The sequence below is a fragment of the Prolixibacter bellariivorans ATCC BAA-1284 genome, assembly GCF_000621705.1.
Classification (GTDB): domain Bacteria; phylum Bacteroidota; class Bacteroidia; order Bacteroidales; family Prolixibacteraceae; genus Prolixibacter; species Prolixibacter bellariivorans.
The window spans coordinates 213,126-239,502 of the sequence record NZ_KK211332.1 but is presented as its reverse complement, the minus strand read 5'-3'; the positions used below and the strand labels follow the sequence as shown (position 1 = coordinate 239,502).

Below are 26,377 nucleotides of genomic sequence, written 5' to 3'. Positions count from 1 at the left end.
AAATTAAGATTTGTCGCCCGCATCAATTGCGTAACGGTGCGACAAGAAACCACTTCGCATTCTGCCACTACTCATACAATTTACCGTTACCAACCGAAACCGCTCCCTTTCCCGAAACCCCATCCCTGGAAACCCCAAAAGATTTCCTTAACTTGTATGAGACCTAATGACTAGCAAAGTGAAAATAATCTCCATAATCATATTGTTGCTTTCCGTTTCAATTCATCCAACCCGGTTTGATGGTGATCCGGATGTTGAACATGAAATAATTAATGCTGTTTTTCTCGACATAATTGGGAAGGAGCCTTTAGGCCTTTTCCCGCCGCCACCGCCTCCGGTTCCGGGTGCGACAAAGCGGGATAGCGCTAATCATAAAAAATACCTTAAACAATTTGCCAAACGGAAGGAAGAGTTTATATCGAGGAGGAAATTTGTCTTCATGAATGACTCCCTGATAAATTTCAAAAATAACAGGTCCGCGGAGAGATTACGAAAAGGTTTACAAGAGGACAGTGAATTTGGAAGTCTAGTGACTTCACTAATTTCAGTCGATAGAGATGAAAAAGCACTGAATCTGAGTTTAATCAAAAATCGGGGCGCATATGAGTTTGAGTACATTTCAAATAAAGATAAAGTGAAAGGTGAATTTGAAACCATTGCTCAGATTCATATTTCAAGAATGGCAATCAACGATAGGGCAGACAAAGCATGCTTTTACATGAGTTATTATTGTGGAAGACTGTGCGGATTTGGGATTATTGTTTACGTTTCTAAAATTGATGACACCTGGAAGATTGTCAAAGAAGACGAATTGTGGGTTTCATAATTGGTTTAAGAGCGAAAACCAGTTTTCATCATGCAAACAGGCATCTCTTCGGTTTGCCATTTCAAATTGTTCCCTCCGAATCATCCCCCTTCCCCCTTCCCGAAACCCCATCCCTCGAAAAACCGTAAGAGCTTGTTAACTCTGATGCACCAAAGAATCCTACAATATGAAGACCGAAAATGAACTTTTTAAAGCACGACTTGATAGACGAATCCATAATCTCAGTTATACCGATTTTGCCTGGTGACGGGACAAGATTATTCAAAGACGATAGACCTGAACAACAACTTGAATTTGTGAGTGCAAAGTCATTTGACACCGGTTTAACACAATTGTATGACAAACGAAAAAGATAGAATGACACAAAGAATAAACGAATTGGTTCCGTGCGGTTTTGAACGTTTCCAGCTTTTAATCCCGCACTCCACTTACATAAACCTTTAACCGTAATTAAAATGAGACGAGTAACATTAATCACATTAATCATCTTTTCATTGACAAATTTGTCTTTCGGACAGACAATTCAGGAAATTTTCAAAGCTCTGCCGTTGAGTTACACTGGCGAATTGACAACTGAAGCGAAGGACTCATTAATAGAGCAAGGGACCTACACGATTCCAGGCGGTGACAGTGATGAGACGATGAAAGTTGATTACTCAGCCGAAAAAGACTACATAAGACTAGATTATTACTATACTACCGGACAAAGTGGATTTATCGTCATTGAATTAAGGAGATTTCAAAAGGCTGACGGTTCTTTTGTTGTTGTCTACTCAAAATACGGTGGAGCAGAAAGAGCATATGACCAGGATTCTCTGCTCACATTTGACTATGAGAATGGAACGCTAAAACAAAATGAGAATCTTGGGCTTCCCGAAAATTTAAAAACAAGAGCGTTTTTGAAAGACAACCTCCCCGACAGCTTGAAAGAAGAAAATATTACGCTGAGCACAAGCTACAATTTGAAGCCAAAAGAAACGAATGGTGTTGAATACGAGGTCGATCCACAAAGCGATCAATTTACGAAGTGGATTAAAACAGAGAGGATCTTGTTTGTGTGGAATGGGAAAAGATTTGAAAAAAGAAAAGAATAACCACCACCAACAACTTGCAAATTGCATTGTGGAGGCAGCGGCGTGCGCTGTCTCTTCTCCTTTCTTAACCGTCATGTCCTGGTGGACGCTAACGTTCTTTCCCCGAAAATTCGGGGCCAAAGTATCGGAACGCAACGACAACTCGCAAGTGACCGCTGCCATTTCAAATAACTCCTTCCCAACTCTCCAACCATCTCACCAGCCCGAAACCCCATCCCTCGAAAACCCGAAAGATTTTGTTAACTTGGAACCAACCTAACATGCAACAACATGAAGAGAGAAAATTCGACCAATCAACACGTAACGTACACATATCACTCCCCTAATAGAGATATGGGGTGTTTTGGTGCAAAAAACTAGTTGAGGTGCATTTGAAGCAATATAATTCCCGGAAAATAAGAAATTAAACATGGATTTTATTTATAAGAACAAAAGATATATTTCAACCATTTTAGACTTAGGCGTACTAATAATAATTTCCTTTCCATTTGTAACACTTATTGATAAAACAGTAGACTTTTATCAACCAGAAATAATGCATTTAATTATTGGAACTCCTATAATGACAGCCGCTTTCATGAAAGATATTTTTCACGGAGCAAGCCCATTTAAAAAAGCATTAGGACTACAGGTCGTTGATTCAAAAACTTTAAAGCCAATAACACCATTGCAATCAATTATCAGAAATTCAACATGTATCGTTTTATTACCAATTGAATTAATTTTTATGGCCCTTTCCCCACAAAAGAGATTGGGTGACTTAATAATAAAATCAAAAATTGTAGAAGTCTCCCCGAAACCATTCAATAAAGTAATAGAAGACTTGAAGATTGAAAAAGGGAAAATCAAAATATGGCAACTGATATTAGGCACGATAATATTGGTTGCTGTTGAAGGGATTGCCTATAAATACATTTATTTTGGACAAACGTTGTGGTAACGGCTATAATTACAGTTGATTAGCGTTGTTCGACGATTTGTTATGAAACGAAAGATTAGAAAAATAAGTTTTTGAACCGCCAGTATTTATATGTTGAATCTCAAGAATACAAACCGACAAAAAAGAAAAATAACCTGTGGTAACAAGCAGTCATAATACATAGCGGTTTCAGTGCAACCGCTCCCTTCTCCCAGTTTCCCCTTCTCCCAATCTCCCCATCGCAAACGCTCCCTCCAAAACCCGGCAAATTTCCTTATCTTGATGGTATCTGTTCGGATAGGACCCTTATTTCGATGAATGAATAAACACACGGTATGACAACATTAGTCGTTGGTGCAACGGGAGCAACCGGAAAACATCTGGTGGAGCAACTGCTCAATTCCCGGCAAAAAGTAAAGGTGATTGTTCGTTCACCGGAGAAATTACCCGAAGCCTGGAAAACCAACGACCAACTGTCCATCATTCAAGCCAGCGTATCCGAAATCACGGTAGATGAAATGGCCGGATACATCCGCGATTGTGATGCCGTCGCTTCCTGTTTAGGCCATCATCCGAATTGGAAAGGGATATACGGAAAACCCCGACGACTGGTGACCGACGCCGTCGTCCTCCTTTGCAACGCCATTCAAAAGAACGCACCCGGTAAGCCCGTGAAATTTGTATTGATGAACACCACCGGCAACCGGAACCGCGACTTAAACGAACCCATTTCGATGGGGCAACGGTTGGTCATCGCCATCCTCCGGTTATTGTTACCTCCACATGTCGATAACGAAAAGGCGGCCGATTATTTACGGACGCAGATGGGGCAAACAAACCGTTTCGTTGAGTGGGTAGCGGTTCGTCCCGATGGTTTGGTAAACGAAGACCAGGTCACCGGATACGAGGTTCATCCTTCCCCCACACGAAGTGCGATTTTTAATGCCGGAACCGTCAGTCGGATCAATGTCGGTCATTTTATGGCTGAACTCATCACCAACAACGACGTATGGAGCAGGTGGAAGGGACAAATGCCCGTTATCTATCAAACGGCTCCGAAGAATAGGTAATCGTAAACGCCAACCAGCTCACCAGCCATAAAGCCCATCTATTGAAAATTAAAAGATTTTGTTAACTTGGATGCACCAAAGAATCCAACAATATGAAGACAGAAAATTTGACCACTCAACACAAAAGATACACATATCACTCCCTGTTTGAGATATGGAGAAGTTTTGTTACTCATCTAAACTATTTGGCGGTAAGGTAAAATGAGATGATGAAAGAATATATTGAAAGACATAAAGATAATATCATTTTTAAAGTATCTGAGATTATAAACTCAGATACTATTGATAAAGTAACTAATGAGCTTTTGAGCTTTCATTTATCTGACAAAAGATCAACAAGTTTTCAAAAGTATTATTTCGAAATCTTGACCAACGAAACCATTTTTTTAACTTCAGATAACTTCTTTAGAGACTTTAAATCACAGTACTCATTACAAGGAATTGATAATGGATATTTGGGTATGTTGACAACAAAAAAAGAGTCAATCTTACAACTTATCAAAAATGACTATTTAGCTGAACTTTATTTTGAGCATTTTGCAGCCGCAATGATAAAACATGGTGAATTAAAAAAACCTCGAGAATTGGGTTCATTCTTTGCCAAGTTAGTGCATACATTTAAACCAAATGAGTATTGTGCTCTTGACAATCCAATTAAAAACTATTTGGGAATGAAGAGAGAAGGTTTTTATTTTTCCTTTAAGGTTATCAGTCAAGCCTACAGACAATGGATAAGTCAAAATGAATTAATAATTAATAAATTAAGAAATGAATTTCAGAAAATCGATACTGACAACGTAATGGAACACGATAGAATAACAGATCTAAAACTAATTGATTTAGCAATGTGGACCAAAGCAAATCAAGTGAAAGAATAAGAAGCCAACGGCCAACAATAGAGATAATTCAGCGTAACATTCATGCAAATTTGAAAAAATAGTGACTGTAAAAACCCGATTTCTCTACGGACAAGTCGTTCAGATTTGTCCACGCCGAAATCATAGCCAAAATCATTAGCTGTAAGCCTGGAAAACAAAACCCATAGATAGACACAATTAAAAAATGATTGAATCAATTGACATAAAAGATGTAGCAACATATGACAATCAAGGTGTTCAGATTAACGACTTGAAAAAGATAAACTTTATTTATGGTGCTAATGGTTGTGGAAAGACGACTATTTCTAACTTCACTTACGATAACTCAGATCCAAAATTCAATAGTTGCTCATTGACCTGGGAAAATGAATTGCCATTGAAGGTCTTGGTTTACAACAAAGAATTTAGAATTAGAAATTTTGGAAAGGGAAAGTTAAACGGAGTATTTACTCTTGGTGAAGCGACGGCTGACCAAATCAAAGTGATTGAACAAAAAAGCGAAGAACTTAAAACCATTAAGGCTGACGGAATACAAAAAAGAGAAACTTTAGAAAAATTAAAGGCAGATAAGTTAAAATTAGAAAACGATTTCAAAGAAGCTACTTGGATAAAAGTTTACAAGAAAAATGAAAATAATTTCAAAGAAGCATTTATAGGTTCGCTACAAAAAGAATCTTTTAAGAACAGACTTTTACAGGAAACAACAACTAATACTTCGCCATTAGAAAGCTTTGAAAATTTACGAGAAAAAGCAAAAACAATATTTGGACAGCAACCACAAAAAATTGAACCTATAAGCCAAATTTCGTTTGAAAGAATCTTAGAAATAGAAAAGAATGAAATTTGGAAAAAAATAATTGTAGGAAAAGCTGATGTAGATATTGCTAAGCTAATTCAAAAGCTAAATATCAACGATTGGGTTAATCAAGGTAGAGAGTATATCCAAGATGATATTTGTCCATTTTGTCAACAGAGAACTATAACAGATGATTTTAAGAAACAAATTGAAAGTTTTTTTGATGAAACATATTTGAATGACATTAAACTACTCAAAGAGTTAAAAGAAGAATATAGTACTATAGCCCTAAATATTGTTAATCAGTTAAATACAATTGAAGTAAATCAAAAAGCTATCAGTAATTCAAAACTTGACATTGACAGATTTTCAGCTTACCTAAAAACATTGTTAAGCCAAAACACAACGAACAGCGAATATCTTTTAAATAAGATTAAAGAACCAAGTCGAAGCATAGAATTATTTTCAATTAAGGAGCAATCGGATTTATTAACTGAATTGATTTTTCAAGCCAACCAAGAAATTAAAAAGCACAACGATATTGTCACAAATTACTCAAGAGAAAAAAATAATCTAATTAAAGCAATTTGGAAGTACCTAATTGAAGAATATAATGCTGAAATAACTGCATTCAACAATCAAAAGAGTGGTTTAGATAAAGGTATTGCGAACCTTGATTCGCAGTACAAAGCGAAGTTATTAGAACAGAAAAAATTAGACACTGAAATTAAGGAGCTGAGTAAGAACGTTACAAGTATTCAGCCAACAATTAATGAAATTAATAGAATTTTGAAGTCTTACGGTTTCCTTAACTTTAAAATTGTTCCTGCGACTGAAGACGGGTTTTATCAAATTCTTCGTGAAGATGGTACAGTTGCAGAAACAACGCTAAGCGAAGGAGAAATTACTTTTATAACATTCCTGTACTATATGCAGCTTGCAAAAGGTGGGATTTCTGAAGATGAAGTAAATACTGAAAGAGTCCTAGTAATTGACGACCCAATTTCCAGCTTAGACAGTAATGTTTTATTTGTGGTAAGTACTCTTATCAAAGAAATAATCAAGAATATAAAAGCAGATACGGGAAACATAAAACAGTTAATCCTATTAACTCACAATGTATATTTCCACAAAGAAGTTTCTTTTATAGATGGGAGAACAAAATTTTGCAACAATACGAACTTTTGGATTTTAAGGAAAAATGAAAAGGTCACAAGTTTGCAGAGTTTTGGAATGGATAATCCAATACAATCATCCTACGAACTTCTGTGGCAAGAATTGAAAAGCGAAGGAATCAAATCAAGCCTTACTATCCAAAATATTATGCGGAGAATAATTGAAAATTATTTCAAATTACTTGGCAAATATGGAGACGATGATTTAATTCTGAAATTTGAAACTAAAGAAGAACAAGAAATATGTAGGTCTTTAATTTCGTGGATTAATGACGGTTCACACAGTGTTAGTGATGACTTATATGTTGAACTTCAAGACAGAACAATTGAATCTTACAAAAAGGTATTTAAAGATATTTTTGTGCTGACTAACCACGAAGGACACTATAAAATGATGATGAATTTAGAGGAGGAAACAATATGAAAATAAAAGGCATACTGCTAACAAGGTGCACATAGTATAGGGGAGAACCATCTGCGGATTCTCGCATAGTCGTTCAGTCCTCGCTAACATGAATGCTCTCCGAAATCCTCAATGACAACTACAACTTATCAATAGAAACAAGCTTAAGAGAAGCAAAAAACAGATTAATATACATGAACAGCAAAAAGGGAATTTGGCTTTTTACTGGGATTACATTAATTGTAATTTCCTTAATATTTTTTCTTTTACCATATTTAGTAACTCAAGAATCTTGGTTTTGGAGTTTTGGACAAGAAACAGGCGTAATTGGAGACACAATTGGTGGTATTGTTGGCCCAGCTATTGCGTTCTTTGGAGTAATACTCACGTTTTTGGCATTCTATATACAATATAAAGCAAATCAAGTTCAAGTGAATGCATTAGCTGAACAGAAGAAAGAAGCAAAAGTACAAAGGGACCAAATACTTCTACAGCAGTTTGAAAGTAACTTTTTCGAATTATTAAAATTGCATCGTGAAAACGTTTCGGAACTTAGTTATCGAAATAGTCAAGGAAGAAATGTTATAATTAAAATTATAAATGAATTCTTTGAAATAATGCAAATTATTATCGACAGTAACATCATCAAAGAAAATAGACTGGATCAACAAGATTTAGCAAATATCAGTTATACGATTCTCTTTTTTGGGACAGATGAGTCTGTTGATGATGTTTTGGAAAATCGTTTGTTTGAAAAGTATTCAAAAATGTATGATTCAATTATAACTGAGATTAATAGACTTAGAACAAAACCAAACCCTTACAATCAAGGCAAATATTACTACAATGGCCATCAGTCAAGGTTAGGACATTATTTTAGGCACATGATTCGAATTGTTTTATACGTGCATAACAACAAATTTTTGACAGAAGAGCAAAAATATGAATACATTAGAATTTTAAGGTCGCAACTATCTAATCATGAACAAATCTTACTATTCTTTAATTCTATTTCCGATTTAGGTCTTAATTGGGAACTAGCTGATGGTACCAAAGAAGAAGACAAATTGATAACGAAATACAAAATGATTAAAAATATACCACTAGGGTCCATTTATGGATATAGACCAAGAAGATATTATCCTTCTCTGGAACTCGAACATGACTTTGAAATAGGCTTGTAGATAATAAATAAAATAGCTGCTAATAAAAGCTATATGAAGTGTGAGGTTATCCAGAAATTCACTGCAGTTCTTCGTTGCAACAGGGGGAATTTGTCTATGACCACTTGGATAAAAAATGAAATAAACGAATTGTCTCAGTGCAGTATTGAAAGTGAGGTGTTTCGAGAACCATACTTCACATTGTTAAACCATGGCAACAATCCCTCAAACTCTTACCTTCTTCACCTCCCCGCACCCCTGCAGTTCTCCTTTCTCGAATTGGGCGATCATCTCGCCGGCAATGCTGATGGTGGAGGAGTGGTTGGGCAGGTGGCCACGGGAGAACCAGGCGGCTTCCGCAATCTCGTTGCCGTCCACGCGGATGGGCTGGTGTTCGTCGGCCTCCGCCACAAAGCCAATCATCATCGAACCCGACAGCGGCCAGGGCTGGCTCTTGTAATATTGTATGTTGGTCACGTCGAGGCCCACCTCTTCCTTCACCTCGCGGGCCAACGCCTCCTCCAGCGTTTCGCCCACATCTACGTACCCCGCAACCAGTGAAAACCAGTTGCCGCGGAAATTCGCATTGCGGGCCAGCAACAGTTTATCGCCGCTCACAATGGCCACAATAATGGCCGGCGAAATTTTGGGATACACGGTGATATGGCAATTCGGACACACCACCGCCCGTTCGTTGGATTTGTGTTCCGTCCGGCTCCCGCATTTCCCGCAAAAGCGGTTCTGCGTGTACCAGTTCATCAGGTGAAACCCGGCAATGCTCACCCAGGCAATCTCCGGCTGTTCAATTGTCCGGAAGAAGCTAATCTCCTGGTACGTAAAAAGGGAATAGTCCACTTTCAGGTCATCCCATACCAGGAAACACGGAACATCATCGAGGGTAAACAGGAAGGTGCTTTCCGTGCGCTTCGTAATCTCCGGGAAGTCGCTCTTTCGCGGTAGCTCCAATGCCTCCCCGTCGGTTTTCATCAACAAGGAATTGTCGTGGTAATGAAGAACAAAATCGTTCTCTCCGATCGGTAGGTTGGCGATATACTGATTATTGAAACGGTGGGGGAAAATATCCTGAATCATGAGGCAAACGGTTGAAATTTTATCGGGCAAAGATAATAACATTTGTACCCATGAACAATGCACCGTAGAGACGCGATTTATCGCGTCTCCAACAACATCCCATCAACGCGCACATAGAGACGCCCGAATCGGGATTACATCGTAGAGACGCGATTCATCGCGTCTCTACATAAAAATGATGATGAAAAACCTGATCTGCTGCCGTATTTCTTTCATCGCGAGGCTAATCTGGCTTTCAACGTTTCTTTTGGTGGTTTCAAGCATGTGGGCAATCTCATCATTGGTCAACCCTTGTTGTCGCAGCTGGTAGATTTTTTTCCGCTGGGCCGGCATTTTCTCAACAATCATGTCAATCAGAAGCGATTTCTCCACAGCGATGTATTCCTCTTCGGGGCTATGGTAAAGAGTGGCCGGAGCCTGCATCTCGATGACGGACCTGGTTGCATATTTCCATTTCAGGAAATTGATGGCTTTGTTTTTGGCAATGGTAAACAAATAGGAATCGAACGATTTCTCGGGAGCTATTTTTTCATGGTTTTGCCATAACTCGACGAAAATCTCTTCAGCCAATTCTTCAGCATCGGTCATTGTTTTCACATACCCCAGCAAAAAGGTTTTGATTTTCGCATAGTAGAAAACAAAAGCCTTCTCGAAAGCCTGATGACTGCCTTGCTGTATTTCAGATAATATGGCCTTATCCATTTTCGTCATGACGAGCGAAGGTAGATTTTCCAGTTCAGAGTGCAAAACGGTTATTCCGCCGGAAAGCGGGCGGTAACTTTTTTTGAAGAATTTGTATTCCTCTACTGAGTTTTTACCGTCATAACTGTATTAATACAAAAGTGAGATGTTATGCAACAAAAACACGTGTGGTTAATTCTCCTGGTCATCCAGAGTCTGGCGGTATTACAAGCGAAAGGACAAGAGACGAAAAGAGATTCGGTTGACGTTGGCGATTCCATAAAGTGGAAAACCAGTACGGAACATCTGTCGGTACAGCCAATCCTGCAACAGGAAAAACCGGTCCTGTGGTTTCCGGAGAGTGATTTATCCCAAACGCTTCACCAAAAGATTTTTGTCCCCGACATGGATCGTGTTCTGAGATACCTAAGCTACCGGACCAACGACTCTGTATCGTCCGTTTTACCAATGTATCCCGGACTGGCAGATTTCCGGAATTACGGCGGTCGGTTAGGCACGTTCGGCCTGACAGACGACCTGTCGCTGGATTATGGCGCTTTCATTAATGTGCAGTACGGATATCTCACCGGACGCCGGAACATTATTTTTGGGGGGAATTTGCTTTTCCGGTATTCGCTCACCGACAGGCTGCAATTACAAACCTGGGGACAGTATGTTACGCTGGGAAAACAAAACGATCCGGCATTCCGGATGCGTGGCCTTTTCCCAACACGTAATGTTGGTGCCGGTTTACAATATAACTCAGGTGGAAAAGCAAAGGTCAGACTGGGCGTCGAATATCAGTACGACCAGAGCAACAAGGTCTGGAAGCCGGAATCGGGCGGAAAAGTACTGTTTAACTTCAAATAGCGCGGAGCAATGCAATCAGATAAAAAATCATGGAGCGCAGAAATTCTGAGGCTGTACCTTCGGAACCGGTATACCCCGGAAACCGAAGAGAAGATTCAGCAATGGCTGGCTGAAAAACCGGAAACGGAAGATACCGAAGAGGTCGCGAAAGAATATTGGGATTCGGTTGAGCCGGTCAGGGGAAAAGATACCGGGAAAGCGCTTCGACGGGTGAATGCGAAAATCGGCATTCGTAGCCAGGCGAAGAGAATTGGTTGGCACAGCGCCTTTTCAAAGGTGGCGGCCGTTTTCATCCTGCTGATAAGTATTGGCGGCCTCTGGTATTATCTCCGGCAGCAAAGCCATCCTGCCATGGTCAGGCTCACTGCATCGTATGGCGAAACGAAACAGGTGGTCCTTCCCGATAAATCGGTAGTGTGGCTCAATGCCGGAAGTACGTTGGAGTATCCTTCGGAATTCAGTCAGCAAACGCGCCACGTTAGTTTAACCGGAGAAGCTTTTTTCTCCGTCACAAAAAACAAAGCGAAGCCATTTGTGGTAACGACGGCAAATTTATCCGTCAGGGTCTTGGGAACGAAGTTTAATTTGAAGGCATACCCGGATGATAACAGGACGGTAGCCACGTTGCAGGAGGGAAGGATAGCTGTTCGGACAAAAGATAAACAACAGCGGAAGTTGTTGCCCAATCAGCAGTTAACGTACAACAACCGAACGTCGTTGGTGCAAATTGTGAAGATTGCCCCCGGTGATATTCCCGACTGGAAAAACGGGAACCTCACGTTTACCGATGCTACATTGGGCGAGGTGTTGCAAACACTTCGGCGGCGTTTCAATATTTCCATCGAAACGGATAAATCAATCGACCTGTCGACCGAGCATTATACCATCAAATTTGAACGGGGCGAGAATCCGGAACAAATACTTCGCGTTTTGGAAGATGTGGCCGGAGATTTTACCTATACCAAAGAGAATAAACGAATTGTGTTACATAAAAAATGAAACAGATAAAAACGGTACGCCTATGAAGAAACAGAACCGGTAGAAAGCGCCAACTTTTTACCGGTTCAAAATGAAGATACAAAATCAACTCGACGAAAAGCAATTTAGTATCAACAACACAAATGTAATAGAATGAACGTAAAAAAATTAGCAGTAAACATATTTACAATTACCATTCTTCTGTTGTTTTTTTCGGTGCAAACAAGAGCACAGGAAAAGCGCATAACGATTCAAAAAAAGAGTATTTCGCTGAAAGAGGCATTTAACGAGATAGAGCGACAAACCGATTATAGCATTGCGTATAAAAAATCGGAGGTCGACGAGAACCGGAAATTCAGTATATCGGTAGTCGGTGTGCGTTTGGACAAAGCGTTGGACGCGATATTGAAAGATACCGGGCTTACCTACAAAATAAACGGCTACCACATCATTCTGACTCCACAAAAAAAGAAACCGGAAGGCAACAAAACCACCTTAACGCAAACAATACGGGGCTCGGTTTATGATGTTTCCACCGGGCTGCCAATTGCTTTTGCCAACATTGCATTGATGGACAATCCGGGAGTGGGAGCGATATCCGATAGCCTGGGGCATTTCGCTATTCATGGAGTTCCGCTGGGATATGCCAACATCAAAGCTTCCTTTGTTGGGTACCAGCCTTACATCTACCGCGGAATATTACTTACCTCGGCAAGGGAAGCATCGGTTAAAATTCCGTTAAAAGAAAGTGCTCAGTCGGTTGGCGAAGTGGTTGTGCGCCCCCAGGTGAATAAGGAACATGCCATGAACCCGATGGCTTTAGCCGAAGGACGCATGCTAAGTGTAGAGGAAGCCAACCGGTATGCAGGGGCCTTTAACGATCCGGCCCGTTTGGTTACCTCCTTTGCCGGGGTATCCGGAACGGGTGGCATTTCGAGCAATGCGCTATCCATCCGGGGCAATGCGCCGCAGTATACCCAATGGCGGTTGGAAGGTGTTGAAATTCCCAACCCGACCCATTTTGCCGATATGATTTCGTTGGGCGGCGGTGTTTATTCGGCATTAAGCAGCCAGGTAATGGGCAACTCCGATTTTTTCAACGGAGCATTTCCGGCAGAATACGGTAATGCGCTCTCCGGCGTGTTCGATATGCAAATGCGCAACGGGAACAGCCAAAAACACGAAAATACCTTCCAGGTAAGTTTAATGGGAATTGATATGGCTTCCGAAGGACCGTTGAGTAAGGCACACAACAGTTCGTACATTTTTAATTACCGGTATTCGGCAACGGGCCTGGTGGCCGCCGCCAATTTAAAGTACCAGGATTTGTCGTTCAAACTAAACTTGCCAACCAAAAAAGCCGGCGTTTTCTCCATCTGGGGACTGGGATTGATTGATCGGAATAACGTTGGCGCACTCGACCAAAAGGATTGGGAAACGTATGCCGACCGGCAGAATGTGGATACCCGGCTCGGGAAAGGCAGCGGGGGAATTACGCACAAGTACAGCATAAACGACAAAACGTACATTAAAACAGTGCTCGCCGGAACCTACAGCGGAATCATGCAGAATGTGGGACAGGTGGATTCACTGGCTGCTCACAGGCAGGTTGTCGATATTACCAACAAAAACTGGAACATTGTGCTTAACTCCTACATCAACCGGAAATTTGGGGCACATCATGTAAACCGGACCGGGGTAACCGTTACCGGAATGATTTATGATTTAAATTACAATGTTACGCCCAATTACGGACTGGATTTACCCATGGAGAATGTCGCCAAAGGTTCGGGAAAGAATCTCCAGGTGATGGCCTACACACAGTCAGTTTTTACCGTCTCTCCAAAGTTATCGGTCAGTGCCGGTCTCAATGCCTGGTATTTCAACCTCAATAAAAACCGGTCGGTGGAACCCCGGCTAAGCATGAAATGGAATTTTGCTTTCGGACAATCGCTTTCGGCAGCTTACGGACTGGACAGCCGGCGCGAACGACTGGATTTTTACTATGTGGTCGATACAACAACGAACTTGCCGGGCAACACACACCTGAAATTAGCGAAAGCGCATCATTTTAACCTGGCTTACAACTGGCATATTTCCGATGTTCTTCATTTAAAAGTAGAACCCTATTTCCAATATCTGTACGATGTCCCGGTACAAGCCCACACCTCTTTCTCGGTACTTAACCTCGACAGTTACTACCTCGACAAGATGCTGGTGAATTCCGGCAAGGGGAAGAATTACGGGGTAGACATCACGTTAGAACATTACCTCGATAAAGGAGCTTATTATTTACTCACCGGTTCCCTCTTTCGGTCGAAATACAAAGGCGGAGATGGTGTTTGGCGCAGTACCCGCTACGATAGGGGGTATAGCTTTAACGGCGTGTGGGGTAAGGAATGGTCTGCCGGACGGATGAAAAATGACCGGTTCGGATTGAATCTTAGACTGACCTGCCAGGGCGGAGAACATTACACGCCAATTGATAAAGAACGTTCGAAAGCCAGTCACGAAATTAAACTGGATGATTCAAAAGCATTCAGCAAACAGTACAACCCGTTTGTGAGCGGCGACCTTACCGTAAGCTACCGGATCAACCGGAAAAAGGTTTCCCACGAATTTGCCCTGAAAGGACTAAACGTTGGACTGTATACCGGTCAGTCGGGTTATTTTTACAACGAATCGACTCATGTCATCGAGAAAGGAGATGTAATGGGAACCTTGTGGGATATTAGTTATAAGATTCATTTCTGACCGGGGCATATCCATCCCCAAACCGTGCGATCAACAACGCACCGTAGAGACGCGATTCATCGCGTCTCAAAACCCCCATCAATTTCATAGCCCCGAACCGTGCGATCGTAGAGATGCGATTCATCGCGTCTCCAAAACCATCCGAACCCGGAAACCACAGATTTCAGGATTTCCCGGATGAAACGACCCTGCACCCAACGGCGTTCCCGGCACATTCAATCCATCGGCACCCATGAACAACGCCTGGTAGAGACGCCCGATTCGGGCGTCTCTACCGGCGTAATCCGGTTCAGACAAGGTATGCCGGCCTCCAATAATGTGAACAACGAGACGCAAAGCATGGCATCTCTACAGCGGACAAATATCGCCCGTCAGCGGGCATACAACGAATGTCTCCGTCCATACAACGCTCGTCTCCGGTCATAAATCGGCCGTCTCCGTCCATACAAGCGTCGTCTCCGGTCATAAATCGACCGTCTCCGTTCATACAAGCGTCGTTAAATGCCATACTAGCGTCGTTAAATGCCATACAACGGCCGTTAATTGCCAAACAAGCGTCGTTAATTGCAATAAATCGACCGTCAAACGCCATACAACGACCGTTAAATGCGATACAACGACCGTCTCCGGTCATACAAGCGTCGTTAAATGCCATAAATCGCCCGTCAATTGTCAAACAAGCGTCGTTAAATGCAATACAACGACCGTCAATTGTCATACAAGCGTCGTCAAATGCAATACAACGCCCGTCAATTGCCAAACAAGCGTCGTTAAATGCAATAAATCGACTGTCAATTGCCAAACAAGCGTCGTTAAACGCCATACAACGACCGTTAAATGTGATACAACGACCGTCTCCGGTGATACAAGCGTCGTCATTTGACAAAAACAGCCCGACACCGGAGGAAATCAATGGAACTATGAGAAATATTGCCCCGTTCCCCCCGGTAAAAACATCAACACCAGGGAAATGTCGCACGGCTGACGGGTAAAAACAGGTGGTAAATGACTGGCACGTACAAAAACTCTCAACCCAATGCCTGCTTATTTGTTTAGGTGGTGGTAGAGTAGAGACGTAGCATGCTACGTCTCTACAGTAACGGGATATAACGCTATGACAAAAGACTGGAATCCGGAATTATACAACGACAAGCACGCATTTGTGTACCAATATGGCCAGGGAATCCTCAGCTGGCTGGAACCCAAAGCAAATGAACGTATTCTCGACGTGGGATGCGGCTCGGGACAGCTCACCAGTCAGATTAAAGAGAAGGCTGCCTGGGTGGTGGGAATGGATAGCTCGCCTGAAATGATTGCCGATGCGCGAAGCAAATATCCCAGCGTTGCGTTCGAGGTCGGAAACGCGTCCGATTTTGAGTTCAACCAGCAGTTCGATGCCATCTTCTCGAATGCGGTGCTCCACTGGGTAACCGATTACGAAGGAGCCGTTACATGCATGTACCGCAACCTGAAACCGGGCGGCCGCCTGGTAGCCGAGTTCGGTGGAAAAGGTAATGTGCAACACATCGTCGGGACCTTGCGGAAGGTACTGGCAAAGCATGGCTACCGCGAACAGGCGGAAAAGCAACTCTGGTATTATCCGTCGATTGGCGAGTATGCCACGGTGCTCGAAAAAGCCGGATTCCGGGTAACCCGGGCCGAGCACTTCGACCGTCCCACGGAACTGGCTGATGCAGACACCGGCATCATCGACTGGCTCTCGATGTTTGCGAAGCAATTCTTCGATGGTGTGAGCGACGCTGATGCCAAAGCCATCAAAGCCGAAGTGCAGGAAACCTTGAAACCGGTTAGTTTTACCGACGGTAAATGGTATGCCGACTACAAACGCATTCGCGTGATGGCGATAAAGGAGAAAGCTGAAACCATCGATATCAAATAACAAAATATGGAGAACACGCAGGCATCAACCAACGAACCACTTCAGCCGTTCATCCCCGACGGACAGCCAGCCTTGTTGCTGGTCGATATCCAGCAGGGATTCGAAGACCCGGCCTACTGGGGCGGTGGGCGTAACCACCCCGACGCGGAGAAAAACGCTGCCCGGTTGTTGGAAGTCTGGCGCAATCACGGCTTTCCGGTTATTCATGTAAAGCATAATTCGGTTCTCCCGCAATCGCCGCTGGCCGAAGGAAAGCCCGGCAACGCCATTCAAACGGTGGTACAGCCGAACGAGGGCGAACCGGTTATCGGGAAAACGGTCAACAGCGCGTTCATCGGCACTGATTTGGAGCAACGCCTGCACGACAACGACATTCGTCAGTTGGTGGTCGTTGGTCTCACCACCGATCAGTGTATTTCCACGACCGTGCGCATGGCCGGCAACCTTGGCTTCGACACGTACGTGGTGAACGATGCCACGGCCACGTTTCCCAAGGCCGGCTTCGACGGAAAACACTATTCAGCAGAAACCATTCATGAAACAGCGCTGGCAAGCCTGAACGAAGAATTTGCCACCGTATTGAATACGGAGGACATCATAAAAACATTCATTTAAAACGAAGGCCGGTCATTAAAAATAGTGAGAACGCCGGCTGAAATGAAGCGAAGAATATGAACAGACTTGTACCGATTAAGACCAAAGAAGACATCTTCCCGGAGTACCGGGATACGCCTATTGGCGATTTGTTGGAGTATCACGATCTCGAAAGAGAATTCGCGTCCTACGATTCAGCACAGTTGCTGGTCGGTATGTGTATGGACAACCGGAAGCATCTGAACATCCCCGACAACTTCTCGTACATCATCAGGGCGGGTGGAGCCAATCTTCGTTACAGCGAATTTAAGGTGTCGTTTGCCATCGCGATAGGAAATGTGAAGCACATTGCCATCATCGGGCACAGTAACTGCGGCATGGTGAACCTGGCATCGAAAAAAGAAAATTTTATTGGTGGCCTGGTGGATAAAGCCGGCTGGGAACGTTCGTTTGCCGAAGAGCATTTCAATCAGTTTGCCCCGCTTTTCGAGATTGGCAACGAAATCGATTTCGTGTTAAGTGAAGTCAAACGGTTGCGGAACCGCTACCCGAAGATAACGGTAGCTCCCATGTATTACAAGGTGGAAGACAACAAGCTCTACCTGATCACGGAGGATTAAAGAAACGGAAGAGAACAATGGCTGTCTGGAAGGTTGGGTGAAGAAAGTGAACACCAGAGATTAGTAAGTGAGCTTTTATTACACCCCTCATCTTCGATACTATCGAGACAGGGGTGTCCGAAAACAACAAAAAACATTTACAGAACTATCGAATTGTTAGGAAGGCTTTTGTAATTAACCCCTAAATCCCCTAAAGGGGACTTTAAGCCGCCCCTTTAGGGGAGGTTTGGAGGGGTAAAAACAAGTCGGCTGACAATGGGTAAGTTTCAAAATTTACCGTTTTAACTTTCGGACACGGTCTTTAGGGGTGATATTTCAGCAAACACTTACTGTTTGGTTGTTCACAAGAAACTCCCCGGACTATTTCAACAGCCATCAAGCAAAGACATCAGGTGAAGCGCCCGGCTCTTATTTTGAGAACCGGCATGCTTCACCTTTTTTTTTGTTTGCCCGTATTGGGTGATAGCCTCCCGGTTATTTTCTCCTTTCGGGAAGTTTTCTAATCATAAAATTTGTTAATGAAAGCTATCGGGAGGATAACCAGCCCGATTTATCCTTACATTTGATACGGGCAATGAAGTCTGCCATTAACCGTCTCCCCGAGGCTAATGACTTCTACAATGTGAAATTGAACACTAAAATTTCGATTGTATGATGAAGTCATTATTGATTGCAGGCATGGGAGGGTTTGTCGGAACCGCTTTCCGGTTCGCCATCTCCCGCTACATTCAAATCCACACCCCAACGGTCTTTCCCTGGGGAACGTTTATTGTGAACATTCTGGGCAGCCTTCTCATAGGCTTTATTTTCGGTTTAACCGAGAGAGGAGATTGGCTGTCGCCGGAGTTTCGCATTTTCCTGACAGTGGGCATCTGCGGCGGATTTACCACATTCTCGGCACTTACCGACGATGCCTTTCTATTACTCCAAAGCCGCGAGTGGCTTCGGTTTATCACGTATGCGTCACTGAGCTTCACCCTGGGATTGGTGGCGGTGTACATCGGACGAATGACGACAAAACTGGTATAAGATGGAAAAGTCAAATAAAACACTACTGCTAAAGATTTTCATCGGCTCTACCGATAAGCTGGGCAACGATAGTCTTTACGAATCGCTGGTTTTTAAAGCAAAAGAAGCCGGGCTGGCAGGCTCCACCGTCGTGAAAGGCGTGATGGGCTTTGGAGCCAGTTCGGTCATTCACTCGTACAAATTCTGGGAGATTGCTGAAAAGCTTCCCACCGTTGTGGAAATTATCGATGAGGAGGATAAGGTGATGGCGTTTTATGAGACCATTAAAGGCGACCTGGATACGATGCGTTACGGTTGCCTGGTAACGGTGGAGGAGGTGAAGGTGTTGTTGAACAAAGCCGGAGAGAAACGGGAGTTTTACTTTTAAGATATTATGAAATAGAACGGGCATGAGCAACGATTCAGCCGAACAGTCGGTGAATCCAATCATGTGACGTACCAAAAACAAAAAATTATAATCATATGAAAATTGCCAAAGTAAGAGCAATGGAAATCCTCGATTCAAGAGGAAATCCAACGGTTGAAGTAGATTTGAAACTGGAAAACGGAACGACAGGACGGGCAATGGTGCCCAGCGGCGCTTCCACCGGCGAGCGCGAAGCTTTCGAAATGCGCGACGGCGACCCGAAACGCTACGGCGGAAAAGGGGTATTGAAAGCCGTTGAAAATGTGAACACGGTTATCGCGAATAAAACAGTGGGCCGCTGTTTCGGCAGCCAGCGCGAGCTCGATTTGCTGCTCCTCGAACTGGACGGAACAGCAAACAAATCGAACCTGGGAGCCAATGGCATCCTTGGCGTGTCGATGGCTTTTGCGCGTGCCATGGCTACCGCCACCAACACACCGCTCTACCGTTACCTGGGCGGAAGCAATGCCTACCTGATGCCCGTTCCGTGTATGAACGTTATCAACGGAGGCCGCCACGCCGATAACAACGTCGATTTCCAGGAATTCATGATTGCGCCGCACGGCGCTACATCCTTCCGGGAATCCATCCGCATGGGCGCCGAAGTGTTTCATGCCCTGAAAGAGGTGTTGAAGAAGAAAGGATACAGCACCGGCGTGGGCGATGAAGGTGGATTTGCTCCCGATTTGAAATCCAACGAAGAAGCGGTGGAAGTCATCCTCGAAGGAATTACCAAAGCCGGCTACCGGCCCGGCGACGATGTGAGCATTTGCCTCGACCCGGCATCGAGCGAGCTGTGGGAAGATGGTAAATACCGTCTCTTCAAAAGCACCAAAGAACTTATCACCAGCGATGACCTGGTGAAACAGTGGGATAGCTGGGTGCGGCAGTATCCGATTGTGTTACTGGAAGATGGCTTGGCTGAAAACGACTGGGAAGGCTGGAAGAATCTCACCCAAACCCTGGGCAGCCGCATCGAGCTGGTGGGAGATGACCTTTTCTGTACGAACAAGGCTATCCTGGCCGAAGGAATCGAAAAGGAAGTAGCGAACTCCATCCTCATCAAGCTGAACCAGATTGGTACGGTAACCGAAACGCTCGAAACCATCGAGTTGGCTTATAAAAACGGCTACAATGCATTTGTATCGCATCGTAGCGGTGAAACAGTCGACACGTTTATTGCCGACCTGACGGTTGCCGTGAATGCCGGTCACCTGAAAACCGGAAGCGGTTGCCGCGGCGAACGCATCGAGAAGTTCAACCAATTGATGCGCATAGAGCAGGAGCTGGTCGGCAGCGCGGCCTTTGCCGGAAAGAGCGCCTTCAAGAATGCCTGAATAATTGAATCGGAATAATCGATTTTATATCATATTCCTAACCTCAATAGGTTGATGATTATCCTCTGAGGAAGCGAAAAACTGCTTCGTCAGGGGATATCTTTTTTCCGCCCGGGCGGAATATTGTTTCATCGGTAGGGGTGAAGCAGCGATTATTTGAGCATATCCTGCACAATGGGTTTCAATCCGCTGAAGAAGAACTCTACCGCAATCACCATCACGATGAGCCCCATCAGTCGCATGAGGACATTGTTGCCGGTGGGGCCCAACTTTCTGCTGATGCGGGTTCCACTAATCAGGATGACGTAGGTGAGCGCCAGAATAATGACAATAGAGCCGACCAGTACCAGCTTTTTCCCGAACGTGGAAGCATCTTCCATTAACACAATGCCGTTGGTGATGGCGCCCGGTCCGCTAATCATCGGAATGGCCAGCGGAGTGATGGAAATGTCGTTCACATAGGCATTGATCTCCGACTCTTTTTCACTCATCTTGATTTTTCCCAGCCGGGCCTGCAGCATATCCTGTCCCATCAGGAAGAAAATAACCCCCCCGACAATGCGGAAGCTGTTCACCGAAATACCAAAGAACCGAAACAGGAGTTGTCCGGAAAACGCAAACACCAAAATGGTGATAAACGCTACTACTACGGCTTTCCGCGCTGTTTTTCGTTTCTGCTCTTCGGGTAACTCCGATGTCATCGATACAAAAATGGGCATGGTTCCCAACGGATTGAGCAGCGTAAAGAATGAAGTCAGGGCCAGCAGGCCGAAGGAGTAAGTTTCCTGCATGAATTCTGGTTTTAGGTGATGAATAATTCGACCGGAAGATACGTATTCAAATAACAATTTTCAATAACACCGGTTACCCGGATTGAACTGTTTTCCTTTCGTAAATAATGGTCCCGGCAGCAAAAAAAACCGGAGAAATGCCGTAAAGACATTCTCCGGATTGGCAGGCCTGTAGCTCGGAACAGACCGGTTACCGGTATTTCGTACCTTCTCCCTGGGGGGATAGGGTACCAGGTGATTTGATACACCGGAAGCCAATATGGTTGGTGCTGGAATTTATCTCTCCTTTTCCGCGTGTGCCCACCATGTATCGTGTGCAATATTGATTGGTACACAGAAAGGAACCGCCACGCTGCACCCGTTTGGGAACGCCGGGCTCCTGCGGGTCGTTATAGGTGTCGGGGCCCTGCGGATTATTTACGATATCGTTGGTCATGGCTATCTGCCGGTAGTAATCGGCTCGGTACCAATCGTGACACCATTCCCACACGTTGCCGGCCATGTCATATAAGCCGTAACCGTTCGCCGGATACTGTGCCACCGGTGCAATACCGGCATAGCCGTCCGCTGCATCATCCGATTCGGGGAAATGTCCTTCGAAAATGTTCGCCATCCATTTGCCATTGGGCGTTAGTTGTTCGCCCCATACATAGGGTTTTCCTGCTAAGCCTCCGCGGGCCGCGAATTCCCACTCCGCTTCGGTGGGCAATCGCTTACCGGCCCATTTAGCGTAAGCTTCGGCATCGGCATAGGTCACATGTACCACGGGATAGTTGTCCATCCCTTCGATATTGCTGTCCGGGCCGTAGGGGTGTTTCCAGTTAGCACCGGGAACGAACCTCCACCACTGGCGATAGTCTGTCAGTTGGACCTGCTGTTTGGGCGAAAAGAAGACAATCGAGCCGGCCACCAGTTTATCGGCCGGAACACCGGGCAAATCTTCCGGCGTCGGTTTCTTTTCGGCTGTGGTAACGTAGCCAGTGGCTTTCACGAATTGGCGAAATTCGGCATTGGTTACTTCCGTTTTATCCATCCAGAAACCATCGACATACACCCGGTGAACCGGACGTGCATCGTTCATGGGCTCCTGTCCGCCATCCTTCAACGTCGTCGGATCGGTGGCTCCCATGGAGAATGTTCCTCCGGGAATCCAGACCATATCTGCGGGCGCTTTCCCCGGCGGCGTGCCCGGATTGCTAATGGTGGGGCCAAAGCCTTTCGCCGGTGAAGCCTGTGCGCTCTTTCCAACCGACAACATTTGTTTTTCTTTGGCCGTTTTCGCCGGATTCTTGTCAGTTACCCAATAGCTAATCACACCCAAAATCAGGATAGGCAATAGTAACAATACTACCTTTCCCGGGTTGTTCTGCTTTATTTTTAGCGAGTCATTTTTGTCTGCCGTCCGATTTGGGCTCATGTCTTTGAGTCGTTGGTGATGGTGCCTTCCGGTACCCCTGCCTATCAACAGCAAATCGTTGCGTTGGTTCAAGCATGACGAAAAGATGTCAGGCTGAATTTAGTCCTTCGGCCAGGCATGGTAATGGTCGACTGCCGGATTATACGGGAGAATCCGTTTCAGGATTCAAAAAGCAAGATGAACGTGATTCACCGGAGTAGAGTTTTATGAGCTTATTCCATTTTTCTTACCCGAACATCAATGGAAGTATCCTTTAGCAGCTTCACCAGCTGTTGCGGATCGGTCTGCCCAAAGTGATACGGGTAAAGAATCTTCGGCATGAAACTGCGGGCAGCCTCAGCGGTTTGTTCCGGCGTCATGGTATACGGCAAATTCATGGGAAGGAAGGCAATATCTATGTTCTTCAGGTTTTTCATCTCGGGAATGTTCTCGGTATCTCCGGCAATGTAAATATGTTTGCCGCCCATGGTCAGCACATAACCGTTGCCGTTCCCTTTCGGGTGAAACGGTTGTCCGTTTGAGCGTTTATGCACCAGGTTATAGGCCGGCACCGCTTCCACGCGAATATCATCGGCCGTTATGCTTTGCCCGTTGGAAAGAACGGTCTCATCAGGCACTTTCCCTTCACAGCTTTTGCTCACAATCACCTTCGTATCCGGTTTCCGAAGCAGTGCAATGGTGGCCGGGTCAAGATGATCGCCATGATCATGGGTAACGAGAATTAGATCGGCCTTGGGAAGTGTGGAATAATCGGCTTCACGGCTGACGGGGTCGATGTGAATGACCTTCCCGTCCCACATCATCATCAGGGTTCCGTGCCCGATGAATGTGATAGCGAGGTTTCCTTTATCCGTTTGAAACGTATCGGTTTCGAATGTGTCTGCGGCTGGTTGTCCCGGGAACAACAGGGCCAGCATAATGAGGATATGTGACATGGTTTAGCCTTTTATGGATGATATACACCACAAGTTACAAAAAAGAAGCTAACCCCTTGATGTTGTTTTTCCGGTGACGGCAATTCGGGAATGTTAGTCAACTAAAATTTGCAGGGGCGAAAGGAAAGACAGCACTTCCGGTGTCGAGAAGCGGGCGTTTTTCATCCGGTTTTCCCACGGATTGAAACGATAGTTTTTGGCTCCGCGAAAATCGGCTTCGGTGAGGTCACATTGCCGGAAGAAAGTGCCGGTCAGGTCCGTTTCCCGGAACTTCGCTTTCTTCAGGTTCGTTTCCACAAACTCGCATTCGTCGATACGGCACCTTTCGAAAGAGGTTCCGTCGAGCGGAAGACCGGTGAAGTTGCACATTTCGAGCTCAGAGTCGTTGAAAGTCATATCGAGCCTAACACGGCTTATCATGGTGAAATCGATACCGATTAAACGACAGCCGTCGAAGATGATGCCTTCGAGGTTCGCCTGCTGAAAACGGCTGCCGCTCAGATCGCAGTTGTCGAATCGGCAATTGAGGAATACGGTGCGGGTAAAATCGCACGACGAAAAATTACAGTTCTCGAAGAGACAGTCTTCAAATTCTTCGAAACGAAAAGTTTGACTGGAGAAATCTTCGTCCCGGAAAACCACGCTCACGTGAGGGGCGGTAGCTGACTTCATTATGGTTTGATTTTTTGGTTTACTCTGTTCGATGAAGATAGGAAATTCGGGACAAAGATCAGTCGAACATGTTGTATAGCTATTCTATAGGCTGACTTAAAAAAGGTGGTTTTCTTTTCCCGGAAGGAGATAACCGAAAGCGGGTAAAAAAGAAGGGAAATCCGACGTGCGAATCTCCCTTCCGGATGTAGTTCAAAAACAACCTATTTCACATACGGTGCATTGTTCAGGAAGTCGAGACTTTTCTCCACGCTAACCAGCGGGTCGAAATTGTACTCTTCTACTTCCACCACAATGTATTTCATACCGGCTGTTTCAGCATCGGCAAAGATGGGTTTGAAATCCATCACACTGTCATCGCCGCCGAGTTCGGTTTTATCTTTCACGTGCCATAACAGGAATCGTCCGGGATATTGGTTGAAGTAATCCACCGGGTTTTTACCTCCTTCGGTAATCCAGTACAGGTCCATTTCGAAAAAGACCTTGGCCGGATCGGTGTGATTGAGCATGTAATCGTATATGGTTTGCCCGTCGATATCCTTGAATTCGTTGTTGTGGTTGTGGTAACCGAAACGGATGCCGGCAGCGTTACATTTTTCGCCCACCGCATTGAAGTAATCGCAGTAGCGTTGAACACCTTCGATGCTCTCGTAACCCACTTTATCCATAAACGGCTGGACGATGTATTTTACGCCCGCCGCTTTGTGTGCCGCGATGCACTGGTCCCACCAGGCCAGCACTTCGTCCCAGTTCGACGAATCGGGAACGGCCTGTCCGGTGTGCGATGCGAGGAAATCCATGCCGTTAGCTTTTACCAAATCGGCAAAAGCAGCAGGCTCCATACCGTAGAATTTTCCATCGGCATAGCCGGCAGCTTCGATAAATTTGTAACCAATTTTGCCCACAGCTTCCACCGTGGCTTTGGCGTCGTCCTTCATGTGATCGCGAACCGACCAGAGTTGAAGACCGATGTACTTTTCATGTTTCTTTTGGGTTTGTTTGCAGGAAGAAAGGCCGGATAGCAGGAATGCGAGTAGCAGCAATCCCACTGATTTCATCAAGTGAGTGTTTAGTTTCATAACGGATTAGGTAAGTGATTAGTTAATTCGGTCGAGCATACTATGCTTAACCTATACAAAATTAGCAGCTTATTTAAATTATGAAAATAGTCGGACGCTTTTCTTGATGAAAATGCAAATTAGATTCGTTTGAATGTTAGTGCACATAATTGAAAACTAAATAAACTAAAAAAGTTTTCAATTTAACGATTAGATCATATTGAGAAAACTAAATAAACCGAAATAGTTTTCGATATTTGCAGCAAAATTGGAATAGATGAATGCACGTCAACGAATTATGATAGGGGCAATGGACCTGTTTGCCAGGGATGGCATCCGGAGTGTAACGATGGATGCCATCCCTGCCGAGCTGGGCATTTCCAAGCGGACCATTTATGAGAATTTCAGGGATAAGACGGAATTGTTGAGAGAAGGCATTATTGCAGGCGGCGACCTGCATGGCAAGACACTCGATGAAATCATGGAAAATGCCCCGAACGTCATCGACGCACTTTACCGAATTGGTAAAGAAAATCACCAGGTGATGCAGAAAATCAACCCCCGTTTTTTCAGTGACCTGAAGAAGCACTATCCGGATATTCTGGAGTTGGTCACCCGTGATTACACGACTAAATCCAGGAAGTTCATGCTCCGGTTGTTCAGGCAGGGGGTTGAGGAAGAGGTCTTTGAGCAGAGCATCAATATGGAAATTGTAGCATCGGTGTGGATACAGTTGGTCGATTTGGCGCAAAATAGCCAGGAGAGCGATGTTTTGAGTGATTCCTGGTCGGTGAAGGAATGGCATTTCCATTTGTTCATGCCCTATCTGAGGGGAATCAGTACTGACAAGGGACGTGAACTGATACGACAGTATCTTGAGAATTTCGACAGATTCACGGAGAAGTAATAATGCCGGACA

27 protein-coding genes and 1 riboswitch are annotated in these 26,377 nt (G+C 44.5%); of the genes, 18 read left to right on the top strand and 9 right to left on the bottom strand.

What is annotated here, in order from left to right:
* Positions 1-178: 178 nt before the first annotated feature.
* From T426_RS0120220 to T426_RS0120180, 8 genes are all read left to right on the top strand, one after another.
* On the top strand, positions 179-826 hold the full coding sequence (locus tag T426_RS0120220) for a hypothetical protein (RefSeq protein WP_148303865.1): 648 nt from the start codon (positions 179-181) through the stop codon (positions 824-826).
* 179 nt (positions 827-1,005) lie between these two features.
* Positions 1,006-1,182 carry a dihydrofolate reductase family protein gene (locus T426_RS25645; protein ID WP_148303864.1) on the top strand — a complete coding sequence of 59 codons (177 nt, stop codon included), beginning with the start codon at positions 1,006-1,008 and terminating at the stop codon, positions 1,180-1,182.
* A gap of 99 nt (positions 1,183-1,281) precedes the next feature.
* Positions 1,282-1,920 carry a hypothetical protein gene (locus tag T426_RS0120210; RefSeq protein ID WP_027586207.1) on the top strand — a complete coding sequence of 213 codons (639 nt, stop codon included), beginning with the start codon at positions 1,282-1,284 and terminating at the stop codon, positions 1,918-1,920.
* Between the two features lie 409 nt (positions 1,921-2,329).
* Positions 2,330-2,860 carry an RDD family protein gene (locus T426_RS0120200; protein WP_025866211.1) on the top strand — a complete coding sequence of 177 codons (531 nt, stop codon included), beginning with the start codon at positions 2,330-2,332 and terminating at the stop codon, positions 2,858-2,860.
* 314 nt (positions 2,861-3,174) lie between these two features.
* Positions 3,175-3,909 carry an NAD(P)-dependent oxidoreductase gene (locus tag T426_RS0120195; protein WP_025866212.1) on the top strand — a complete coding sequence of 245 codons (735 nt, stop codon included), beginning with the start codon at positions 3,175-3,177 and terminating at the stop codon, positions 3,907-3,909.
* 206 nt (positions 3,910-4,115) lie between these two features.
* Complete coding sequence (locus tag T426_RS0120190; protein ID WP_025866214.1) at positions 4,116-4,787, top strand: hypothetical protein; 672 nt, start codon at positions 4,116-4,118, stop codon at positions 4,785-4,787.
* A 184-nt stretch (positions 4,788-4,971) separates the two neighbouring features.
* Positions 4,972-7,182, top strand: a complete 2,211-nt coding sequence (locus tag T426_RS24525) for an AAA family ATPase (RefSeq protein WP_025866215.1) — start codon at positions 4,972-4,974, stop codon at positions 7,180-7,182.
* Positions 7,183-7,355: 173 nt separating this feature from the next.
* A complete protein-coding gene (locus T426_RS0120180) occupies positions 7,356-8,345 on the top strand; it encodes a putative phage abortive infection protein (RefSeq protein ID WP_027586205.1) in 990 nt (329 codons plus the stop codon).
* Between the two features lie 204 nt (positions 8,346-8,549).
* Here the strand turns inward: T426_RS0120180 and nudC are convergent, their stop codons facing one another.
* Together nudC and T426_RS0120170 are read right to left on the bottom strand one after the other, a co-directional pair.
* A complete protein-coding gene (nudC, locus tag T426_RS24520; RefSeq protein ID WP_025866217.1) occupies positions 8,550-9,416 on the bottom strand; it encodes an NAD(+) diphosphatase in 867 nt (288 codons plus the stop codon).
* Positions 9,417-9,581: 165 nt separating this feature from the next.
* Positions 9,582-10,127, bottom strand: coding sequence for a sigma-70 family RNA polymerase sigma factor (locus T426_RS0120170; protein ID WP_025866218.1), 546 nt, complete (start codon positions 10,125-10,127; stop codon positions 9,582-9,584).
* Positions 10,128-10,268: 141 nt separating this feature from the next.
* Here T426_RS0120170 and T426_RS0120165 point away from each other — a divergent pair, with 141 nt between their 5' ends.
* The 3 genes from T426_RS0120165 (at position 10,269) to T426_RS0120155 (ending at position 14,699) form a co-directional block, all read left to right on the top strand.
* Positions 10,269-10,967 (top strand): porin family protein, encoded by a 699-nt coding sequence (locus T426_RS0120165; protein WP_025866219.1) that lies wholly within the window; start codon positions 10,269-10,271, stop codon positions 10,965-10,967.
* Positions 10,968-10,976: 9 nt separating this feature from the next.
* The gene (locus T426_RS0120160; RefSeq protein ID WP_027586203.1) at positions 10,977-11,966 is read left to right on the top strand and encodes a FecR family protein; all 990 of its coding nucleotides are present in this window, start codon (positions 10,977-10,979) and stop codon (positions 11,964-11,966) included.
* 132 nt (positions 11,967-12,098) lie between these two features.
* The gene (locus tag T426_RS0120155) at positions 12,099-14,699 is read left to right on the top strand and encodes a secretin and TonB N-terminal domain-containing protein (RefSeq protein ID WP_027586202.1); all 2,601 of its coding nucleotides are present in this window, start codon (positions 12,099-12,101) and stop codon (positions 14,697-14,699) included.
* Positions 14,700-14,819: 120 nt separating this feature from the next.
* Here T426_RS0120155 and T426_RS25875 read toward each other — a convergent pair whose 3' ends face one another.
* Together T426_RS25875 and T426_RS0120145 are read right to left on the bottom strand one after the other, a co-directional pair.
* Complete coding sequence (locus T426_RS25875) at positions 14,820-14,996, bottom strand: hypothetical protein (RefSeq protein ID WP_153637557.1); 177 nt, start codon at positions 14,994-14,996, stop codon at positions 14,820-14,822.
* Complete coding sequence (locus T426_RS0120145) at positions 14,989-15,522, bottom strand: hypothetical protein (RefSeq protein WP_027586201.1); 534 nt, start codon at positions 15,520-15,522, stop codon at positions 14,989-14,991. Before T426_RS0120145 ends, T426_RS25875 begins: the two co-directional genes overlap by 8 nt.
* Positions 15,523-15,813: 291 nt before the next feature.
* Between T426_RS0120145 and T426_RS0120140 the strand changes: the two genes are divergently transcribed.
* The 6 genes from T426_RS0120140 to eno all read left to right on the top strand — a co-directional run bounded on the left by T426_RS0120140 (position 15,814) and on the right by eno (position 20,585).
* The gene (locus tag T426_RS0120140) at positions 15,814-16,599 is read left to right on the top strand and encodes a class I SAM-dependent methyltransferase (protein WP_025865565.1); all 786 of its coding nucleotides are present in this window, start codon (positions 15,814-15,816) and stop codon (positions 16,597-16,599) included.
* Between the two features lie 6 nt (positions 16,600-16,605).
* Positions 16,606-17,214: a cysteine hydrolase family protein gene (locus T426_RS0120135; RefSeq protein ID WP_081782515.1), complete on the top strand. Its 609-nt coding sequence runs from the start codon at positions 16,606-16,608 to the stop codon at positions 17,212-17,214.
* A 56-nt stretch (positions 17,215-17,270) separates the two neighbouring features.
* Positions 17,271-17,813 carry a carbonic anhydrase gene (locus T426_RS0120130; protein WP_025865567.1) on the top strand — a complete coding sequence of 181 codons (543 nt, stop codon included), beginning with the start codon at positions 17,271-17,273 and terminating at the stop codon, positions 17,811-17,813.
* Between the two features lie 561 nt (positions 17,814-18,374).
* Positions 18,375-18,438, top strand: a riboswitch (Fluoride riboswitch).
* Between the two features lie 26 nt (positions 18,439-18,464).
* Positions 18,465-18,842, top strand: coding sequence for a fluoride efflux transporter CrcB (crcB, locus tag T426_RS0120125; protein ID WP_025865568.1), 378 nt, complete (start codon positions 18,465-18,467; stop codon positions 18,840-18,842).
* Between the two features lies 1 nt (position 18,843).
* Positions 18,844-19,209, top strand: coding sequence for a DUF190 domain-containing protein (locus T426_RS0120120; RefSeq protein ID WP_025865569.1), 366 nt, complete (start codon positions 18,844-18,846; stop codon positions 19,207-19,209).
* 95 nt (positions 19,210-19,304) lie between these two features.
* Positions 19,305-20,585 (top strand): phosphopyruvate hydratase, encoded by a 1,281-nt coding sequence (eno, locus tag T426_RS0120115; protein WP_025865570.1) that lies wholly within the window; start codon positions 19,305-19,307, stop codon positions 20,583-20,585.
* Between the two features lie 152 nt (positions 20,586-20,737).
* On the opposite strand, the gene T426_RS0120110 is transcribed toward eno, so the two are convergent.
* The 5 genes from T426_RS0120110 to T426_RS0120090 all read right to left on the bottom strand — a co-directional run bounded on the left by T426_RS0120110 (position 20,738) and on the right by T426_RS0120090 (position 25,458).
* A complete protein-coding gene (locus tag T426_RS0120110) occupies positions 20,738-21,376 on the bottom strand; it encodes a MarC family protein (protein ID WP_027586200.1) in 639 nt (212 codons plus the stop codon).
* Between the two features lie 190 nt (positions 21,377-21,566).
* Positions 21,567-22,793, bottom strand: a complete 1,227-nt coding sequence (locus T426_RS24515) for a formylglycine-generating enzyme family protein (protein ID WP_199898678.1) — start codon at positions 22,791-22,793, stop codon at positions 21,567-21,569.
* Positions 22,794-23,005: 212 nt separating this feature from the next.
* Positions 23,006-23,728: an MBL fold metallo-hydrolase gene (locus T426_RS0120100; RefSeq protein ID WP_025865572.1), complete on the bottom strand. Its 723-nt coding sequence runs from the start codon at positions 23,726-23,728 to the stop codon at positions 23,006-23,008.
* Positions 23,729-23,821: 93 nt separating this feature from the next.
* The gene (locus T426_RS24510) at positions 23,822-24,400 is read right to left on the bottom strand and encodes a pentapeptide repeat-containing protein (protein WP_025865573.1); all 579 of its coding nucleotides are present in this window, start codon (positions 24,398-24,400) and stop codon (positions 23,822-23,824) included.
* Between the two features lie 203 nt (positions 24,401-24,603).
* Positions 24,604-25,458 (bottom strand): sugar phosphate isomerase/epimerase family protein, encoded by an 855-nt coding sequence (locus tag T426_RS0120090; RefSeq protein ID WP_234406848.1) that lies wholly within the window; start codon positions 25,456-25,458, stop codon positions 24,604-24,606.
* Positions 25,459-25,735: 277 nt separating this feature from the next.
* On the opposite strand from T426_RS0120090, the gene T426_RS0120085 reads away from it, so the two are divergent.
* Positions 25,736-26,365 (top strand): TetR/AcrR family transcriptional regulator, encoded by a 630-nt coding sequence (locus T426_RS0120085; RefSeq protein WP_025865575.1) that lies wholly within the window; start codon positions 25,736-25,738, stop codon positions 26,363-26,365.
* Positions 26,366-26,377 lie beyond the last annotated feature (12 nt).